Source organism: Nocardioides sp. LS1 (assembly GCF_003865225.1).
Taxonomy (GTDB): Bacteria; Actinomycetota; Actinomycetes; order Propionibacteriales; family Nocardioidaceae; genus Nocardioides; species Nocardioides ginsengisegetis.
In genome coordinates this window covers 16,035-32,847 of the sequence record NZ_BIFF01000008.1, presented here as the reverse complement: position 1 = coordinate 32,847, position 16,813 = coordinate 16,035, and the positions used below count along the sequence as shown (strand labels likewise).

Sequence of the window (16,813 nt, the reverse complement as noted above, 5' to 3'; positions counted from 1 at the left end):
TTCCGACATCCCCGGTGACCGCGCTTTTGCGGTCTGCCACCCGGATCCGTACTATTGACCCTCGGTGCGCAATGCGTGCCCCTCTCTGTGTGGCAGTCCACGCGACGCACGATCCAATCCCGTTCCCAGGGTCGTTGGCGCGTGTGGGACAGCTCCAGACCATGACGTAAGCGAAGTTCGACGAAGGAGACCGCGGTGTACGCGATCGTGCGCGCAGGCGCCACCCAGCAGAAGGTTGCCGTGGGCGACGTCATCGAGATCGACAAGATCACGGACAAGGTCGGCGACTCGGTGAAGCTCCCGGTCGTCCTCGTCGTCGACGGCGAGAAGATCACCTCCGACACGAAGGCGCTCGACAAGGCCTCCGTGACCGTTGAGGTCCTCGGCGCCACCAAGGGCCCCAAGATCATCATCCAGAAGTACAAGAACAAGACCGGCTACAAGAAGCGCCAGGGTCACCGCCAGAAGTACACCCAGGTCAAGGTCACCGACATCTCCCTCTGAGCCCTGCCTCCCCGGCACCGCTCACAGCGCACAAAGGACTGAACTCATGGCACACAAGAAGGGCGCCGCGTCCACCAAGAACGGTCGCGACTCGAACTCCCAGCGCCTCGGCGTGAAGCGCTACGGCGGCCAGGCCGTCAACGCCGGCGAGATCATCGTGCGCCAGCGCGGCACGCACTTCCACCCGGGCTCCGGCGTGGGTCGTGGCGGCGACGACACGCTGTTCGCCCTCATCGCCGGTGCGGTCCAGTTCGGCACCCGCCGCGGCCGCCGCGTGGTCAACATCGTTCCGGGCGAGTGATCTGACGCACCCGGCTTGATCCCGGCTCGGTCACGAGCTACTTCGAAGGGCGTCCCTAGACTCGGGGCGCCCTTCGCCATTTCTGCAGGTCCCGCCTGCGAGTCACAGGAGCACCCATGGCTGTCCCCACGTTCGTCGACCAGGTCACGCTGCACATCAGCGCCGGCCGCGGCGGGAACGGCGTCGCCTCGGTGCACCGTGAGAAGTTCAAGCCGCTCGGCGGCCCCGACGGCGGCAACGGCGGCCCGGGCGGCTCGGTCATCCTGCGCGTGGACCCCGACGTCACGACGCTGATCGACTACCACCACAGCCCCAAGCGCCGCGCCGAGAACGGCGGCCAGGGTGCGGGCGACCACAAGAACGGCGCCCACGGCTCCGACCTGGTGCTCACCGTCCCGGACGGCACGGTCGTCAGTACGCCGAAGGGCACCGTCCTCGCCGACATGACCGGCGCCGGCACCGAGATGGTGATCGCGGCCGGCGGCCGCGGTGGCCTCGGCAACGCCGCGCTGGCCTCGTCCAAGCGCAAGGCCCCCGGTTTCGCCCTGCTCGGGGAGCCGGGCGAGGAGCTCGAGATCGTCCTCGAGCTCAAGGTCGTCGCCGACATCGGCCTGGTCGGCTTCCCGAGCGCCGGCAAGTCCAGCCTGATCGCCGCGATCAGCCGGGCCCGGCCCAAGATCGCCGACTACCCGTTCACCACCCTGGTGCCCAACCTCGGCGTGGTCACGGCCGGCGACACGACGTTCACGGTCGCCGACGTCCCCGGCCTGATCGAGGGCGCGAGCGAGGGTCGCGGCCTGGGCCACGACTTCCTGCGCCACATCGAGCGCTGCGCGGCGCTGGTCCACGTGGTCGACACCGCGACCATGGAGCCCGGCCGCAACCCGGTCGAGGACCTCGACATCATCGAGAACGAGCTCAGCCGCTACGGCGGCCTCGAGGACCGCCCGCGGCTCGTCGCGCTCAACAAGGTCGACGTGCCCGACGGTCGCGACATCTCCGACTTCGTCGTCGACGAGCTGCGCGAGCGCGGCCTGCGTGTCTTCCAGATCTCCGCGATGTCGACCGAGGGCCTGCGTGAGCTGACCTTCGCGATGGCCGAGATCGTCCAGCGCGCCCGGGCGGAGAAGGAGGTCGTGGAGGCCAAGCGGATCATCCTGCGCCCTGCCTCCGCCGACGGCAACGACACCTTCACCATCACCGACACCCAGGACGGCTGGCGGGTGCGCGGCGAGAAGCCCGAGCGCTGGATCCGCCAGACCGACTTCAGCAACGACGAGGCCGTCGGCTTCCTCTCCGACCGGCTCAACCGGCTGGGCGTCGAGACCCGGCTGCTCGAGCTCGGTGCGCAGGAGGGCGACACGGTCATCATCGGCCACGAGGACAACTCGGTCGTCTTCGACTTCAAGCCGGGCATCGACGCCGGCGCGGAGATGCTCGGCCGCCGTGGCGAGGACCAGCGCTTCGACCACTCGCGGCCCGCCGCCCGTCGCCGCCGCGCGATCGACGAGGCGATGGACGAGCGCACCGAGACCGAGACCCGCGCCGACGTGGCCCGCCGCCTCGACAAGCCCGAGAGGTACGGCCCGAAGAGCTACACCATCGGCACCGCCGAGGATCCCGACTGGGCGGAAGACGACCCGGGGGAGTGACCGGCCGGTGAGCGTGCGCGCGCAGGTGACCGAGGCCCGTCGCGTCGTGGTCAAGGTGGGGTCCTCCTCGCTGACGACGGCGGCCGGCGGCATCGATCCTGCGCGCGTCCAGAAGCTCGTGGACGTCCTCGCCGAGCTGCGACAGCGCGGTGTCGAGGTCGTCCTCGTCTCCTCCGGCGCGATCGCCGCCGGTCTCGCCCCGCTCGGCCTGAAGCGTCGCCCCAAGGGCCTTCCGGCCCAGCAGGCCGCGGCCTCGGTCGGCCAGGGGCTGCTGGTCCACCGCTACACCGAGGAGCTCGCCCGCCACGGCGTCATCGCCGGCCAGGTGCTGCTCACCGTCGACGACGTGACCCGGCGCGCGCACTACCGCAACGCCTACCAGACCTTCGCCAAGCTCCTCGAGCTCGGCGTGCTGCCGATCGTCAACGAGAACGACACCGTCGCCACCAGCGAGATCCGGTTCGGCGACAACGACCGCCTGGCGGCCCTCGTCGCCCACCTCGTGCACGCCGACCTGCTCGTCCTGCTCAGCGACGTCGACGGCCTGTACGACGCGGACCCGGCCGACCCCGCCAGCACCCTGCTCGGTGACGTGCTCGCCGACACCGACCTCGCCGCCGTGCGCATCGGCAGCGCCGGCGCCGCGGGCGTCGGCACGGGCGGCATGCAGACCAAGGTCGAGGCGGCCCGGATCGCGACCGGTGCCGGCATCCCGGTGGTGCTGACCGCCGCCGACCAGGCCGCCGCGGCCCTCGCGGGCGAGCGGGTCGGGACCCTGTTCCACCCCACCGGTCGCCGGCGCCCCACCCGCCTGCTGTGGCTGGCCCACGCCACCGAGCCCAAGGGGCGTCTGCTGCTCGACCCCGGCGCCGTCCGGGCGGTCGCGGAGCGGCGTGCGTCGCTGCTCGCGGCGGGCATCACCGGCGCGACCGGCCAGTTCGTCGCCGGCGACCCCGTCGACCTGTGCGGACCCGACGGCGTCGCCTTCGCGCGCGGCCTGGTGAACTTCGACGCCGAGGAGGTGCCCAGCCTGCTCGGCCGGTCCTCCCACGACCTCAAGCGCGAGCTCGGCGCGGCGTACGAACGCGAGGTCGTCCACCGCGACGACCTCGTCCTCCTCTAGCGCCGGCCGCTAGGTTCGCACCATGCGCGAGCCGATGCCCCAGACGCCCGAGGAACGAGCCGAGGACGACTACTGGGAGCGGCTCTACGGTCCGTGGGACTGCCTGGACCCTGCCGGCGTCGCGGAGTTCTTCGACGGCTTCGAGCGCCCCTGGTGGATCGTCGGCGGCTGGTCGATCGAGGCCTTCACCGGCGCACCGCGCGAGCACGAGGACGTCGACGTCTCGATCCTGGTCCGCGACGTCGCCGCCCTCCGCGAGCACGTCGGTGACCGCTGGCAGCTGTGGAACATCGCCAACGGTGCGCTCCGCCCGCTCACCGACCGCTGGCCCGACCTGATGGACCCCGAGAGCCAGGTCTGGGTGCGGCGCGACGCCACGTCCCCCTGGGTGATGGACCTGCCCGTCACCCCCGACCGCGACGGGCTCTGGAGCAACAAGAAGCTGCCCGGCCACGTCCTCCCGGTCGAGGAGGCGACGTACGTCGCGGGGGACGGGATCCGCTACCTCAACCCCGAGATCGCGCTGATGTACAAGGCCCGGCTCCAGCGCGCCAAGGACCGTCGCGACCTCGAGGTGACGTGGCCGCTGCTCGCCCCGGAGGCGCGCGCCTGGCTGCGCGACGCCGTGGGTCGCCTGCACCCGGACCACCCGTGGCTGGCGTGGATGGACGGGTGATGGACCGCTGATGGACCGGGAGTGGGGCGTGGCGTGGTGACCGCCGTACGCTGGACCACGCCATGAGCTCCCCGACCCCCACGACCCGGCCGCGCACGGTCTACCTCGACCACGCCGCCACCACGCCGATGCTGCCCGCGGCCGTGGAGGCGATGACCGCGCACCTGCTCGACGTCGGCAACGCGAGCTCGCTGCACGCCTCCGGCCGACAGGCCCGCAGGGTCGTGGAGGAGTCGCGCGAGACCATCGCTCAGGCCCTCAACTGCCGGCCCGGCGAGGTCGTGTTCACCTCGGGCGGCACCGAGGCCGACAACCTCGCCCTCAAGGGCGTCTTCTGGGCCCGTCGCGCCGCCGACCCGGCCCGCACCCGCATCCTGACCACCGCCGTCGAGCACCACGCCGTCCTCGACCCGCTGCACTGGCTCGGGGAGCGCGAGGGTGCCGACGTCGAGCTCCTGCCGGTCGACCAGCAGGCCCGCCTCGACGTCGACGCGCTCCGCGCGAGCATCGAGCGCGACCCGGGCTCGGTGGCCCTCATCTCGGTGATGTGGGCCAACAACGAGGTCGGCACGCTCCAGCCCCTCGACGAGGTCGTGGCCCTCGCCGCCGAGCACGGCATCCCGGTCCACACCGACGCCGTGCAGGCCGTCGGCCAGGTGCCGGTCGACTTCGCGGCCTCTGGCGTCGACGCGCTCACCCTCACCGGCCACAAGGTCGGCGGGCCCTACGGCGTCGGCGCGCTCGTCGTACGCCGTGAGGTGGACGTGACCGCCCTCGTGCACGGCGGCGGCCAGGAGCGCGACATCCGCAGCGGCACCATCGACACCCCCGCGATCGCCGGCTTCGCGACCGCCGTCGAGCTGAGCATCAAGCAGCAGGCCGACCACGCGGTCCGGGTGCGGGCGCTCCGCGACGACCTCGTGGCCCGGGTCATCGCGGCCGTCCCCGACGCCCACCTGCACGGCGCGCCGCTCGGCGACCGGCGGCTGCCCGGCAACGCCCACCTCGGCTTCCCCGACTGCGAGGGCGACTCGCTGCTGATGCTGCTCGACGCCCGCGGCATCGAGTGCTCCACGGGGTCGGCCTGCTCGGCCGGCGTTCCTCAGCCCTCGCACGTCCTGCTCGCGATGGGGTGCACCGACGAGGCCGCCCGGCACTCGCTGCGCTTCTCGCTGGGCCACACCTCCACCCGGGCCGACGTCGACGCGCTCGTCGACGCGATCGGACCCGTCGTCGAGCGGGCCCGGGCCTCGCGGCGGTGATCACCCCATGAAGGTCCTCGCCGCCATGTCCGGGGGCGTCGACTCGGCCGTCGCAGCCGCGCGCGCCGCCGAGGCCGGCCACGACGTCACCGGCATCCACCTCGCGCTCTCGCGCAACCCCGCGTCCTACCGCTCCGGCGCCCGCGGCTGCTGCACCATCGAGGACAGCAACGACGCGCGCCGCGCGGCCGACGTGATCGGCATCCCCTTCTACGTCTGGGACCTCTCCGACCGCTTCCACCAGGACGTGGTCGACGACTTCATGGACGAGTACGCCGCCGGCCGCACGCCCAACCCGTGCCTGCGCTGCAACGAGAAGATCAAGTTCGCCGCGGTGCTCGACCGGGCCCTCGGGCTGGGTTTCGACGCCGTCGCCACCGGCCACTACGCCCAGCTGCGCACCGGCGCGGACGGGCTGATCGAGATGCACCGGGCCGTCGACCACGGCAAGGACCAGTCCTACGTGCTCGGCGTGCTGGACCAGTCCCAGCTGGCCCACTCGCTGTTCCCGCTCGGCGACACCAACAAGACCGCCGTGCGGGCCGAGGCGGCCGCGCGGGGCCTGCTCGTGGCCGACAAGCCGGACAGCCACGACATCTGCTTCGTCGCCGACGGTGACAACGCCGGCTGGCTGCGCGAGAAGCTCGGCGACCGCGCCCCCAACCACGGCGGCGACATCGTCGACGACGCCACCGGCGAGGTGCTCGGGCAGCACGAGGGCACGGTCGGGTTCACGATCGGCCAGCGCAAGGGCCTGCGCATCGGCACCCCGGCGCCCGACGGCAGGCCGCGCTTCGTCCTCGACATCGAGCCGGTCAGCGGCACCGTGACCGTCGGTCCGCGGGAGCGGCTGGCCGTCGACCGGCTGACCGGCATCAAGCCGCGCTGGTGCGGCACCGTCCCGGAGGTGCTCGACGGCCCCGACGTCACCGTCCAGCTCCGCGCGCACGGCGGCGAGCACCGCGCGGTGGTGACGGTCCGCGACGACGGCGTCGCGATCGAGCTGCTCGACCCCGCCCACGGCATCGCCCCGGGCCAGGCCGCGGTCTTCTACGACGGCAGCCGGGTCGTCGGCTCGGCCACGATCGCCGCGACGCAGCGGGTCGACAGATGACGGTGGCCACCGGCGTCGGATCGATGCCCGGCGAGGACCAGGACGCCTTCGGCACGGCCGTGCGGCTGGTCCTCGACGAGCTCCCGGACCTGCCGCACCTGCCCGAGGTGCCCGGTCGTGGCGCCACCGCGTCGATGACCGGCCGCGGCCTCGCCGTGCTCAGCGACCTCGGCGCAGACCTCCAGCCCGCCGGTTGGCGGCTCACCGGGACCGACGGCCCCGGCGTCGACCACCGTCGTGCCCGCAGCCTGCTGGGCCAGGACCTCGACCACCTCGAGGAGCAGGCCGACGGATACACGGGCTCCTTCAAGATCCAGGTGGCGGGGCCGTGGACCCTCGCCGCCACCGTCGAGCGACCGCGCGGCGACAAGGTGCTCGCCGACCACGGCGCCCGGCGCGACCTGGCCCAGGCGCTGGCCGAGGGCGTGCGCGACCACGTCCGCGACGTACGCCGCCGGCTGGCCGGCGTGGACCGCCTGGTCGTGCAGGTCGACGAGCCGGCGCTGGCCGCGGTGCTGGCCGGGAAGGTCCCCACCGCGTCCGGCTGGGGACGGCACCGCACGGTGCACCCGCCCGAGGCCTCCGCCGTGCTGGCGTGGGTCTTCGAGGCGATCACCGACGAGGGCGCCGAGCCGTGGCTGCACTCCTGCTCCGCCGACGCGCCGCTCGAGCTGGCCCGTGGCGCCGGCGCCCGGGGGTTGTCCGTGGACCTCTCCCAGGTCGGGGCGGCGGGCCACGACCAGCTCGCCGAGGCCCTGGAGAGGGGCGAGACCGTCGTGCTGGGCGTCGCGCCGTCGACCGACCCGGGCACGCAGCCCACCGACACCCAGCTCACCGAGTCGGTGCTGCGGTGGCTGGACATGCTCGGTCTCGATCCGGGCACCGTCGGCGACACCCTCGCCGTCAGCCCCACGTGCGGCCTGGCCGGTGCGTCGCACGCCTGGACCCGCCGCGTCCTGCCGCTGCTGCGCACGACCGCGGGCAACCTGACCGACTGACACCGACCCGTCGTGGGTTGACGCCGAAATGACACCGACCCGTCGTCAGCTGACGACGGGTCGGCGCGGGTGGGACGGGGTCAGCCGACGTGGACGCCCTCGGGGCCGTCCGTGGCCAGCTCCTCGTGCTTCACGTTGAGGAAGACCCACGTGACGAGCGAGGCGGTCAGCATCAGGGCGGCGCCGAGGAGGAACGCCGACGTGGCGCCCTCGGTGAAGACCTGGTGGCCGGAGGCCACCTGCGCGGCCTGCTGCTGGGCGGCCTGCTGCTGGGCTCCACCCGCGGCCGCGGCCTGGTGGGCGGCGGCGTTGAGCGTGTCGACCCGGTCCTTGATGGTCTGGGTCGCGATCGTCCCCAGCAGCGACAGGCCGAGCGCTCCGCCGACCTGCTGCATCGTGTTCAGGACGCCGGAGCCGATCCCCGAGTCCTCGGCGCGGAGGTGGTGCACCGCGGTCAGGGTCAGCGGGACGAACGTGAGGCCCATGCCGAACGACATCATCAGGATGAAGGGCAGGATGTCGGTGGCGTAGCTGCCGGACACCTCGTGCACCGGGAACGACGTGTCGTAGGGCAGGCGCGAGAACCCGAACAGGGCGCTGGCCGCGAGCAGCGTGCCGATGCCGGCCAGGAAGCGCGGGTCGATCCGGTTGACCAGGTTGGACGAGATGCCGGCCGCGGCGACCAGTCCGAAGCAGAACGGCAGGAAGGCGACGCCGGCCTTGATGGGGGAGTAGCCCATGACGTTCTGGATGTACTGCGACAGGTAGTAGAACATCGCGAACATCGCGGCCGGGGCGAAGAACATCGCCACGAAGCTGGACGCGCGCGTGCGGTTGGTGAACACCCGGACCGGGAGCAGTGGGTGCTCGACGGAGCGCTCGACCAGCAGGAAGACGACGAGCACGGCGACACCGGCACCCAGGGTGACCAGCGTCCAGGTGTCCGACCAGCCGTTGGTGCCCGCGCGGCTGATGCCGTAGACGACGCCGAGCAGGCCGAGGGTGCCGGTGACGGCGCCGGGCAGGTCGAGCTCGCCGGGGTGGCTCTCGGACTCGGCGAGGAAGCGCGGCGCGAGCAGCGCGGTCACGATGCCGATCGGGGTGTTGATCAGCAGGGTCAGGCGCCAGCCCTCGACGTCGAAGCTGCCGATGCCGTGCAGGCCCGTGAGCCAGCCGCCGAGCAGCAGGCCGACGGCCGCGCCGACGCCGGACATCGCGGCATAGACCGCGAAGGCGCGGTTGCGTGCGGGTCCGGCGGGGAACGTCGTGGTGATCAGGGCGAGCGCGGCCGGGGAGGCCAGCGCGGCGCCGAGGCCCTGGAGGGCCCGGGCGGCGAGGAGGAGGCCCTCGCTCGTGGCGAGACCACCGAGCAGGGAGGCGACGCCGAAGATGACGAGGCCGGTCATGAAGATCTTGCGGCGGCCGTAGAGGTCGCCGAGGCGGCCGCCCAGCAGCAGGAGGCTGCCGAAGGCCAGCGCGTAGCCGGTCACGACCCAGCGCAGGTTGGCGGTCGAGATGTCCAGGTCGTGCTGGATGTAGGGCAGCGCGATGTTCACGATCGTGCCGTCGAGCACGACCATGAGCTGCGCCACCGAGATGAGCACGAGGGCCCATCCGAGGTGCTTGTGCGTGCCGGGCGTGGTCGCCTCGGCCTGCTGGACGTCGGTCATGAGGTTCCTTCAGTGGTGTCGTCGTTGACGGAGGAGGTCTGGGGCCGGCAGGTGGCGGCGGGCAGGATGATCTGGTCGATCACCCGCGTGATGAGGTCCTGGTCGGGGAGCTCCCCGATGAGGTACATGCGGTGCAGGACGATGCCCGCGAGGGCGGGGGCGAGCAGGGACAGGTCGACGCCGGGGGCGATCTCGCCGCGCGCGTCGGCGCGCTCGAAGATCTCCTGGGCGACGCGGGCCTTGGGGCCGATCACCTCGCGACGGAACGCCTCGGCGAACTCCGCGTCGCGGCTGATGGCCGTGATGACCGCGGCGAACGTGCCGACCGACTGCTCGTCGGTGAGCCCGCCCATGCCGCAGAACGACTGGATGAGGTCCTCGCGGAGACTGCCCGTGTCGGGGACAGCGGGGGTGCTCTTGACCGACAGCAGGGCGTCGATCACCAGGGCGACCTTGCCGTTCCAGCGGCGGTAGAGCGTGGCCTTGGACGCCTTGGCGCGGGTGGCGACGGCGTCCATGGTGAGCCGGTCGTAGCCGACGTCACCGAGGACCTCCAGGGTGGCGTCGAGGATCTCCTGCTCACGGTCGCCCTCGACCCGCGGACGGGTCAGGACCGGCTCGGAACTGGGGGTCATGCGTGTCCTCGATCTGTTCACATGGATGAAACGAAACGGTTTCGTTTCATCGCGAACAGCCGAGGACCGCCGATCCATTCCCGGCCAATCCGGAATCGCGCGGATGGTCTGGACCAGTTGTCGACGCGATCAGAGCAGGGCGAGCGAGGCCCGGGCGGCGAGGTCGTTCCAGGCCCGCACCCGCTTGAACATGTAGTGGCCGACCGGCCCCATGTCCACGAAGTCGACCTCGGCGGCGACCCGGGCCGCACGCTCCACGTAGGCGCGGGTCGCCCGCGGGGAGGTGATGTGGTCGCGCCGTCCGTGGGCCGCCAGCAGCCGCTTGCCCGCGAGGGCCTCGACGGGCTCGCCCTCGGGCAGCCACGGGGCCAGCCCGACCACGCCGACCACGTCCTGGTCGTCGGCCACGTGCACGGCGGTGCGTGCGCCCATCGAGTGCCCGAGCAGTACGACGGGGAGCCGGCCGAGCTCCCGTCGTACCTCGTCGAGGGCCCAGCGGGCGTCCTCGACGGGCGCCCCGCCGTTCCACCCGCGCTGCCGGTAGCCCACCAGCCAGGTGCTCACGCCGGCCGCGTGGAGGGAGTCGCTGATGGCGCGCTGCATCGCCGCCGACCGTCGCCACGACGCACTGCGGCCGTCGACCGGGCGGGTCGACGTCTCCTTGCCGCCGTGCAGCATCAGCACCAAGGCACGGGGGAGCCCGGGGACGTCCCTCCGGGTCAGGGCAGGCGAGGCTGGTGTCGCGGTCTCGGTCGGCACGGGAGGTGTTCGGAGCCGACGCGCCCCCGGATGGGACGTCGGTGCCACCGGGCAAGATGTGCCCCATGAGCGACCCGACCCCGGCGACCCCCGAGGCCCGTGACGAGCACCGCCAGCTCGCGGAGGAGATCGAGGACGCGCGCTGGCGCTACTACGTCCTCGACGACCCCACGCTCTCCGACGGCGACTTCGACGTGCGGCTGCGCCGCCTCGAGGCGCTCGAGGAGCAGTTCCCCGAGCTGCGCACCCCCGACTCACCCAGCCAGAAGGTCGGCGGCGCCGTCTCCACCGAGTTCACCGCGGTCGACCACCTGCAGCGCATGGAGAGCCTCGACAACGCCTTCTCGTTCGAGGAGATGGCCGCCTGGCACGCCCGGCTCGGCCGCGACGGCGTCGAGTCGCCGGCCCTGCTCTGCGAGCTCAAGGTCGACGGCCTCGCGATCAACCTGCTCTACGAGGAGGGCCGCCTCGTCCGGGCCCTCACCCGCGGCGACGGCCGCACCGGCGAGGACGTCACGCCCAACGTCAAGACGATCGACTCCGTGCCCCACCGGCTGCGGGAGTCCGCGGACTTCCCGGTGCCCGCGCTGGTCGAGGTGCGCGGCGAGGTGTTCCTGCCGGTCGAGGCCTTCGAGCGGCTCAACGAGTCGATGACCGAGGCCGGCAAGCCGGTCTTCGCCAACCCCCGCAACGCCGCGGCGGGCTCGCTGCGCCAGAAGGACCCGCGCGTGACCGCGACCCGGGCGCTCGGCATGGTCTGCCACGGCATCGGCGCCCGCCAGGGCTTCGAGCCGCGGGCGCAGTCCCAGGCCTACGAGGCGCTCGCGGCCTGGGGCCTGCCGGTCTCCGACCAGGTCCGGGTGCTGCCGACCCTGACCGACGTCGAGGGCTTCATCGCCCACGCCGGCGAGCACCGCCACTCGCTGGTGCCCTACGAGATCGACGGGGTCGTGGTGAAGGTCGACGACGTCGCCCTCCAGCGACGGCTCGGCTCCACCAGCCGCGCCCCCCGGTGGGCGATCGCGTTCAAGTACCCACCCGAGGAGGTCAACGCCAAGCTCCTCGAGATCCGCGTCAACGTCGGGCGCACCGGCCGGGTCACGCCCTACGGCGTCATGGAGCCGACCCGGGTGGCCGGCTCGACCGTCGAGAACGCCACCCTGCACAACTACTACGAGGTCGAGCGCAAGGACGTCCGTCCGGGCGACACCGTGATCCTGCGCAAGGCCGGCGACGTCATCCCCGAGATCGTGGGCCCGGTGCTGCCGTTGCGGCCCGAGGGTCTCGCGCCGTGGGTCGGGCCGGAGGAGTGCCCCTCGTGCGGCACCGGCCTGGTGGAGCAGAAGGAGGGCGACAAGGACCGTCGCTGCCCCAACCACGAGAAGTGCCCCGCCCAGGTGCGCGAGCGGGTCTTCCACGTCGCCGGCCGCGGCGCCTTCGACATCGAGGGCCTCGGCTACGAGGCCGCCGTCGCCCTCCTCGAGGCCGGTGCGATCGCCAACGAGGGCGACGTGTTCGACCTCGGCGCCGACCAGTTGCTCACCACCGACCTGTTCACCCGCGCGGCCAAGAAGGACGAGGAGGGTGATCGGGTGCTGTCGGCCAACGGCCAGCGGCTGCTGGACAACCTCGGCAAGGCGCGGGAGGTCCCGCTGTGGCGCGTCCTCGTCGGGCTCTCGATCCGCCACGTCGGACCGACCGCCGCCCGGGCACTGGCCACGGAGTTCGGCTCGATGGAGGCCATCCGGGCGGCCAGCGAGGAGCAGCTCGCGGCCGCCGAGGGCGTCGGCCCGACGATCGCCGAGGCGGTCATCGAGTGGTTCACCGTCGACTGGCACCGCACGATCGTCGAGAAGTGGGAGGCCGCCGGCGTCACGATGGCCGACGAGCGCGACGAGTCCACCCCCCGCACCCTCGAGGGCCTCACCGTCGTCGTCACCGGGTCGCTGGTCGACTTCAGCCGTGACTCCGCCAAGGAGGCGATCCTGTCCCGCGGCGGCAAGGCGGCCGGCTCGGTGTCGAAGAAGACCGACTACGTCGTGGTGGGCGAGAGCGCGGGCTCCAAGGCCGAGAAGGCCGAGCAGCTCGGCGTCCCGATCCTCGACGAGGAGGGCTTCAAGGCCCTCCTCGAGCATGGTCCCGCCAGCTGAGGTCAGCGAGACACAAGGACGTCTTGGGCGCGCAGCTCGCGCTTCCTGTCACGGCGGTCCCGGTATTCCCGGAGGCTCTCTCGACCGATTCCGAAGCCGACCGCCGCGATGAACCAACCGCCCCACACCACCGGAACCGTCAACCTGCGGGTGAAGCTGGCCCACATGAAGACAGGGAGGCTGAGCATGAGAAGGGCCGAGACGGTGAGTCCCAACGGCACCAATGCCTTGTCGAGTGCGACCCAACGCCAACGTCGCCAAGCACTGATCCTCGTAGCCGGTGGCTGTTCGTGAGGTGGCTGCGGGAGGTAGAGGTCGGGCGGAAACATGGCGTCGATCCTTGCCACCACGTCATCGCCGCCCTGCCAGACCGAGGGCTCGAGATTCATCGACCACGCCTCGCGGTCGAGAAGAATGCGCAAGCCCTCGGGGTACGTCAGCACTGCCGCAACGTCGTCGACCTTGATGCTGCGGCGATGGTCCTGGGTGCCCATGGTGATGGCCTCGTCGGTGACGAGCAGCCTGGACCTGTCCGACGGCCAGTTGATGCTGCGGGCACCGCTGTTGAGCCCAACCTCGGACCGGGGCGGGATGAGCGTGGGAAGGGGTCTTGACCACGTGGCGTCGTGGGGCACGGCAAGCAGGAGTGAGTTCCTCAGCTGCACCAGATCTGCGTGGATGTCGCCCGGCGTTGCGCTCCGGATCTCGGCCAGCTCCTCCTCGAGCGTCCTGATGGGACGTTGGTCGAGGTGGGAACGGGCGGCCGCGTGAGCCAATCCGATCCAGCCGAAGGGGTCGAGCAGTGCCTGTTCCCTCTCGAGTCTGATGTCGACGAGGCGTTCGTCGACCCATCCGTCGCGGCCGAAGTTCTGCAACTCGTCGTAGACGCGATCGGCGGCGTCGTTCAGACCTTGCGTGCTGATGTCCGCTCCTGCCAGCACAACGCCGTGATCGGCGTCGACGGGCTCGTACCACGCCCACGGAGAGTAGGCGGAGCCGTCCTCATGGCGCAGCCGACGTATCAAGGAGCGGCGGAGCAGATCCGCCAGCACGCCCGCGCGACCTGACCTCGGCACCACGCCACTGATCACGATCCCGGTGTCGCGATAGACGAATGGCCGACTGATGAGCGACTCAGCGGCACAGGGTGGGACGAGGGATCCTTCGGGCAGCGCCAGATCCAGGTCGGCAGGCGGGGGACCGTCGAGGACGAGCGCAGCGTTTCCGCGGGTGAAGATCCGACGAGCCCGCTCGCTGAGCCGTTCTGCCGTGGCCCGCCCGAGGCCGAGCTCGCTGAGGCCGATGATGCCGGGGCCACACGCGCCGTACCGCCACGTGAACGCTCGCCTCGCGGCCGAGGTTCCCTGCTGGGCCTCGACAGCGAGAACTCGCCTTTCGCGGTCGAGTTCCGCCAGGTCCGGACCGCTGACCCAGGAGGCAACTCCCGTGAGGAAGGCCGCGACGGCTTCGGGACTTCCCACAGCGTCGAACGCCGTGTGCAGAACGGAGACGGAGCCGTTGACCTGCAGCCCCCCGCCGTCACGGTCATGGAGAGCCAGATGCTCCAGCAGGTGTGTCCAACCGGACTCATGCAGAGACTCGTCGGCGGCGCCGGTCCTGAAGAGCAGCCTTGCAGTCAGAGTCGGTCGTCCGCTCCGGACCCAGAAGCAGGGCACACCGTCGACGTCGGTCCGAAAGACTGTGCTGCCCGAGAGCGACTCCACCGCAATCCCCTTGTTCTCTCGCAGGCCCGGGGAGGAAGAGTAGCCGCCCCTCCGGAGGCTTGAGACCGCTCGGACGTCATACGGACGGGGCAGGCGTCTGCTCTGTCCGTATGACGTCCTGCACTCCTCAGGACTCGTAGGTCTGGTTCGCCAGCCTCAGGTCGTCGGGCGCGATCCCGCCGCCCTCGGAGGGGATGACCTGGTCGCCCGTGACGCAGTCGCCCGACGTCGCCGAGCAGGTCACCACGTGGTGCTTGCTGACGGTGAACAGGTCGTCGCCGGGCGTCCACCCGTAGCCGAACGAGTAGCCGTCGAACGTCGCCGTGGTGTCGGAGTCGACGCCGTAGACGGTGAAGGACTTGCCGTCCTTGGCGTCGACCGTGGCGAAGCGGCCGTCGGGGGAGAGCTTGGCGTAGCCGTACTGGCCGACGGGGATCGCGAGCAGGGTCTTCCCGGTCGCCACGTCGAGGACCAGGACCTTGTCGCCGTCCCGGCCGACGGTGCGACCACCCTGGACGACGGGGTAGCCGCCGGTGACGACATCGGTCGTGCCGACCTTGCCGGTCCGCCAGTCGACGGTGCGGGTGACGTCGTCGGAGCCGACGTACACCGTGTCGCCGCTCAGGGCGACCGGAGGACCGGACCAGCCGCCCCAGGTGAAGTCGCCCGGCATCGCGACGCGGGCCACCTCCGTGTCCGTGGCGACGTCGTGGACGACCACCTCGACGGTGCCGTCGGTGACCTCGGTGTAGGCCAGGTAGGGCTGCGTCGGGTCGACGCCCGGGACGCTCTCCTCGGTGACGACGGAGACGTGCTGCACGGTGCCCGACGGGGTGACGAGGGAGAACCGCTGCGGTCCGCCGCCGTCGCTGGCGTTGTTGTTGCCGTGCCGGACCAGCAGGCCCGCCGAGGTGTAGTAGCTCGACTTGACGGCCTTGTCGTCGATCGCGACGTGCTCGGTGCCCCCGTCGTAGAAGACGGTGGTGCCGAGGGTGAACATCGCGCCGTGCTCGTCGGTGGTCCCCGCCGGCTCGGCGGCCCGGTCGGGGTGCAGGCCTCCGAGGAGGCCGGCCACGACGCCCAGCGTCGCGACGACGGCCACAGCCACGACGCCCGTGACGGCCTGCTGACGGTGGTGCAGGCGGCGTCCCCGCGCGATGACCTGGGCGGCGTGCGGGGGCGGCACCGCGAGGTGCTCGGCCTCTTCGTGCAGGAGGGCGGTGAGTCGGTCAGTCATGCAGGGCTCCCAGGGTGTGCGGGACGACGGCGTCGCCGAGCAGCGTGCGCAGCCGGGCGAGGGCGTCGGAGGTCTGGCTCTTGACGGTGCCCTCGGAGCAGCCGAGGGCGTGGGCGGTCTGAGCCACGGACAGGTCCTCGTAGAAGCGGAGGACGACGACCGCGCGCTGCCGCGGCGGCAGCTCCCCGAGAGCGGTCACGAGTGCGGGACGGTCGGAGGGATCGTGCTGCACGACCTGGTCCGGGAGCTCCTCCACGGGACGCTCGTTCCGCCAGGACTTCCTGCGGAACCACGACGTGGCCGTGTTGACCAGCGTGGTGCGGGCATAGCCGGGCGCGGCACTCAGGTCACGGACCTGGCGCCAGGAGGCGTAGGTCTTGGCCAGCGCCGTCTGGACGAGGTCCTCGGCCTCGGCGTGGTCGCCGAGGAGCAGGTACGCCGTGCGGTACAGCGAGGACCAGCTGGCATGGACGAACTCGGTGTAGTCGTCGTCGGACGGTGGGCGTCCGGGAAGGTGTGGCATCGGTTCTCCCTCGTGTCGTTCACCCTGTCAGATGCGCGAGGTCACACCTTGGTTGGGCGCGCCGCCCGTTTGTGTCGTCGCGACCGGGGGAAGATCCCCTTCGTGCTCGAGTCCTACGCGCCCGACGGCGCCCGCTCCACCGACAGGCCGACCGGCGTGACCGGCGTCGCGGCCCAGGCCGGTGTCGCGGTGGCGACCTTCGCCGGGACGGGCCTGCGGGACACGGCGTACGCCGCGGTCGGGCTGTTCTCCCTCGTCGTCGCCGTCTGCGGCTTCGCGGTCGCCGACGGCGTCGGCAACGCCGTGCTCGGCGTGGTGGCCGGGCTGCTGGCCACGGCCCTGCCCACGGTGGCCCTCGAGCGCCGTGCGCCCTCCTGGCGCATCTGGCTGGCGATCCTGGCCGGGGCACTGCTGGACACGGCGGCCGTGGCTGTCTTCCTCGGCTGAGCCCGGGTCCGACCGGGGGGAGGCCGAGTCCGGGGCTC

The 16,813-nt window shown here is 71.9% G+C and carries 16 protein-coding genes; 10 read left to right on the top strand and 6 right to left on the bottom strand.

Annotated elements, in window-relative coordinates; all coding sequences use genetic code 11:
• The first annotated feature begins 195 nt into the window (after positions 1–195).
• The 8 genes from rplU to EJF31_RS21500 all read left to right on the top strand — a co-directional run bounded on the left by rplU (position 196) and on the right by EJF31_RS21500 (position 7,630).
• Positions 196–504: a 50S ribosomal protein L21 gene (gene rplU, locus EJF31_RS21535; RefSeq protein ID WP_125039259.1), complete on the top strand. Its 309-nt coding sequence runs from the start codon at positions 196–198 to the stop codon at positions 502–504.
• Between the two features lie 46 nt (positions 505–550).
• On the top strand, positions 551–805 hold the full coding sequence (gene rpmA, locus EJF31_RS21530; RefSeq protein ID WP_125039258.1) for a 50S ribosomal protein L27: 255 nt from the start codon (positions 551–553) through the stop codon (positions 803–805).
• Between the two features lie 116 nt (positions 806–921).
• Complete coding sequence (gene obgE, locus EJF31_RS21525) at positions 922–2,457, top strand: GTPase ObgE (protein WP_125039257.1); 1,536 nt, start codon at positions 922–924, stop codon at positions 2,455–2,457.
• A 7-nt stretch (positions 2,458–2,464) separates the two neighbouring features.
• The gene (gene proB, locus EJF31_RS21520; protein ID WP_221767698.1) at positions 2,465–3,580 is read left to right on the top strand and encodes a glutamate 5-kinase; all 1,116 of its coding nucleotides are present in this window, start codon (positions 2,465–2,467) and stop codon (positions 3,578–3,580) included.
• A 22-nt stretch (positions 3,581–3,602) separates the two neighbouring features.
• Positions 3,603–4,256: a nucleotidyltransferase domain-containing protein gene (locus tag EJF31_RS21515; protein ID WP_125039256.1), complete on the top strand. Its 654-nt coding sequence runs from the start codon at positions 3,603–3,605 to the stop codon at positions 4,254–4,256.
• A gap of 62 nt (positions 4,257–4,318) precedes the next feature.
• Positions 4,319–5,518 (top strand): cysteine desulfurase family protein, encoded by a 1,200-nt coding sequence (locus EJF31_RS21510; protein ID WP_125039255.1) that lies wholly within the window; start codon positions 4,319–4,321, stop codon positions 5,516–5,518.
• A 7-nt stretch (positions 5,519–5,525) separates the two neighbouring features.
• A complete protein-coding gene (gene mnmA / locus EJF31_RS21505; protein WP_125039254.1) occupies positions 5,526–6,632 on the top strand; it encodes a tRNA 2-thiouridine(34) synthase MnmA in 1,107 nt (368 codons plus the stop codon).
• Entirely contained in the window at positions 6,629–7,630 is a 1,002-nt protein-coding gene (locus EJF31_RS21500; protein ID WP_125039253.1) for a methionine synthase, read from the top strand. The genes mnmA and EJF31_RS21500 overlap by 4 nt, the downstream gene beginning before the upstream one ends.
• A gap of 80 nt (positions 7,631–7,710) precedes the next feature.
• On the opposite strand, the gene EJF31_RS21495 is transcribed toward EJF31_RS21500, so the two are convergent.
• The 3 genes from EJF31_RS21495 to EJF31_RS21485 form a co-directional block, all read right to left on the bottom strand.
• A complete protein-coding gene (locus EJF31_RS21495) occupies positions 7,711–9,300 on the bottom strand; it encodes an MFS transporter (protein WP_125039252.1) in 1,590 nt (529 codons plus the stop codon).
• Positions 9,297–9,935 (bottom strand): TetR/AcrR family transcriptional regulator, encoded by a 639-nt coding sequence (locus tag EJF31_RS21490; RefSeq protein ID WP_125039251.1) that lies wholly within the window; start codon positions 9,933–9,935, stop codon positions 9,297–9,299. Before EJF31_RS21490 ends, EJF31_RS21495 begins: the two co-directional genes overlap by 4 nt.
• Before the next feature lie 129 nt (positions 9,936–10,064).
• Positions 10,065–10,613 (bottom strand): alpha/beta fold hydrolase, encoded by a 549-nt coding sequence (locus EJF31_RS21485; RefSeq protein ID WP_125039277.1) that lies wholly within the window; start codon positions 10,611–10,613, stop codon positions 10,065–10,067.
• Between the two features lie 146 nt (positions 10,614–10,759).
• On the opposite strand from EJF31_RS21485, the gene ligA reads away from it, so the two are divergent.
• Complete coding sequence (gene ligA, locus EJF31_RS21480; protein WP_125039250.1) at positions 10,760–12,844, top strand: NAD-dependent DNA ligase LigA; 2,085 nt, start codon at positions 10,760–10,762, stop codon at positions 12,842–12,844.
• 2 nt (positions 12,845–12,846) lie between these two features.
• Here ligA and EJF31_RS21475 read toward each other — a convergent pair whose 3' ends face one another.
• From EJF31_RS21475 to EJF31_RS21465, 3 genes are all read right to left on the bottom strand, one after another.
• Positions 12,847–14,568: an insulinase family protein gene (locus EJF31_RS21475; RefSeq protein ID WP_125039249.1), complete on the bottom strand. Its 1,722-nt coding sequence runs from the start codon at positions 14,566–14,568 to the stop codon at positions 12,847–12,849.
• A gap of 127 nt (positions 14,569–14,695) precedes the next feature.
• Entirely contained in the window at positions 14,696–15,805 is a 1,110-nt protein-coding gene (locus tag EJF31_RS21470) for a PQQ-like beta-propeller repeat protein (RefSeq protein WP_125039248.1), read from the bottom strand.
• Positions 15,798–16,328 carry a SigE family RNA polymerase sigma factor gene (locus EJF31_RS21465; RefSeq protein WP_125039247.1) on the bottom strand — a complete coding sequence of 177 codons (531 nt, stop codon included), beginning with the start codon at positions 16,326–16,328 and terminating at the stop codon, positions 15,798–15,800. Before EJF31_RS21465 ends, EJF31_RS21470 begins: the two co-directional genes overlap by 8 nt.
• A 102-nt stretch (positions 16,329–16,430) precedes the next feature.
• On the opposite strand from EJF31_RS21465, the gene EJF31_RS21460 reads away from it, so the two are divergent.
• Positions 16,431–16,775, top strand: coding sequence for a hypothetical protein (locus tag EJF31_RS21460; RefSeq protein ID WP_125039246.1), 345 nt, complete (start codon positions 16,431–16,433; stop codon positions 16,773–16,775).
• Positions 16,776–16,813: the final 38 nt, after the last annotated feature.

What these genes read in the sequence shown, in the direction of transcription:
- rpmA (WP_125039258.1), top strand. Translation starts at nt 551, where the DNA reads ATGGCACACAAGAAGGGCGCCGCGTCCACCAAGAACGGTCGCGACTCG.
- EJF31_RS21465 (WP_125039247.1), bottom strand. Translation starts at nt 16,328, where the DNA reads ATGCCACACCTTCCCGGACGCCCACCGTCCGACGACGACTACACCGAG.
- EJF31_RS21490 (WP_125039251.1), bottom strand. Translation starts at nt 9,935, where the DNA reads ATGACCCCCAGTTCCGAGCCGGTCCTGACCCGTCCGCGGGTCGAGGGC.
- EJF31_RS21510 (WP_125039255.1), top strand. Translation starts at nt 4,319, where the DNA reads ATGAGCTCCCCGACCCCCACGACCCGGCCGCGCACGGTCTACCTCGAC.
- EJF31_RS21515 (WP_125039256.1), top strand. Translation starts at nt 3,603, where the DNA reads ATGCGCGAGCCGATGCCCCAGACGCCCGAGGAACGAGCCGAGGACGAC.
- EJF31_RS21485 (WP_125039277.1), bottom strand. Translation starts at nt 10,613, where the DNA reads ATGCTGCACGGCGGCAAGGAGACGTCGACCCGCCCGGTCGACGGCCGC.
- EJF31_RS21470 (WP_125039248.1), bottom strand. Translation starts at nt 15,805, where the DNA reads ATGACTGACCGACTCACCGCCCTCCTGCACGAAGAGGCCGAGCACCTC.
- EJF31_RS21495 (WP_125039252.1), bottom strand. Translation starts at nt 9,300, where the DNA reads ATGACCGACGTCCAGCAGGCCGAGGCGACCACGCCCGGCACGCACAAG.
- obgE (WP_125039257.1), top strand. Translation starts at nt 922, where the DNA reads ATGGCTGTCCCCACGTTCGTCGACCAGGTCACGCTGCACATCAGCGCC.
- mnmA (WP_125039254.1), top strand. Translation starts at nt 5,526, where the DNA reads ATGAAGGTCCTCGCCGCCATGTCCGGGGGCGTCGACTCGGCCGTCGCA.
- ligA (WP_125039250.1), top strand. Translation starts at nt 10,760, where the DNA reads ATGAGCGACCCGACCCCGGCGACCCCCGAGGCCCGTGACGAGCACCGC.
- EJF31_RS21500 (WP_125039253.1), top strand. Translation starts at nt 6,629, where the DNA reads ATGACGGTGGCCACCGGCGTCGGATCGATGCCCGGCGAGGACCAGGAC.